The organism is Pseudoalteromonas sp. APC 3250, assembly GCF_030407915.1.
In the GTDB taxonomy this organism is placed as follows: domain Bacteria; phylum Pseudomonadota; class Gammaproteobacteria; order Enterobacterales; family Alteromonadaceae; genus Pseudoalteromonas; species Pseudoalteromonas tetraodonis.
Genome location: NZ_JASDCM010000044.1, coordinates 1 through 752 on the forward strand (window position 1 = coordinate 1; position 752 = coordinate 752).

1 protein-coding gene and 1 pseudogene are annotated in these 752 nt (G+C 37.4%); both read right to left on the reverse strand.

Features of this window, described 5'->3' with window-relative positions:
- Nucleotides 1–430 precede the first annotated feature (430 nt).
- A pseudogene (locus QL986_RS18800) lies at nucleotides 431–628 on the reverse strand (collagen-like protein); the annotation flags it as partial.
- Nucleotides 629–642: 14 nt separating this feature from the next.
- Nucleotides 643–752 (reverse strand): IS3 family transposase (locus QL986_RS18805; protein WP_290191823.1); only part of this gene is annotated, 110 nt, incomplete at its 5' end.

Sequence of the window (752 nt, forward strand, 5' to 3'; positions counted from 1 at the left end):
CTGTACGAGTGCCCACACAGATGATTGCTTTATATTGTTAAAGAACGTTGCGATTAAAGCGTTTAACTTTATCTCGCTAGGGCTGCGCATATTACGCTTTCCTATTTTTTTGTCAACACTTAATTTTTAGTTTCTTTTAAAAGATTTAAAAGCTAAGTTTTACTCGACTCACTTACCGTTTTTTCAGCGCTTTTTATTGCTGCCTGCCGGGTCAGTGGATGCGCATTATAGGGATATTCTGGAGAGGGTCAATGCTTTATTTCAGTTTTATTAAATTAATTTCAATTTAGTACAATAACCATACAAACAAAGGGTTGTAGAGGTGTTTTTGATTAAAAAGCATTCACATAAGGCATGATTATTGAGAGGGGAGGAAGTAAAAGCGATTTATAGATAACCGCAATATCGCTTTTACTTAAAACTTTACTAATTACTGAGTTGTTATTTCCCATACGGCAATTGAGCCTGAGATTTCATTACCTACTATAAGCAGTGCTTCGTTTGTTGCACTTTGCGCTGCAGGAACAAACGTCATTCCTTCAGGAGCGAGATCGCCACTTATATCTGCACTTGGTTCTAAACCACGATTATAGAAGTAGTCTTGAAATTTCACATCGTAAGGGTTTGTTCTGCACAACTAAATCAGGACACTTTTCTTAAGGAACTTTGCTCATACTCTACTGGCGATAGATCACCATTAGCAGTATGAAGTCGCTCTAAGTTGTAATAGCGCATATACGCTGCCACATCAT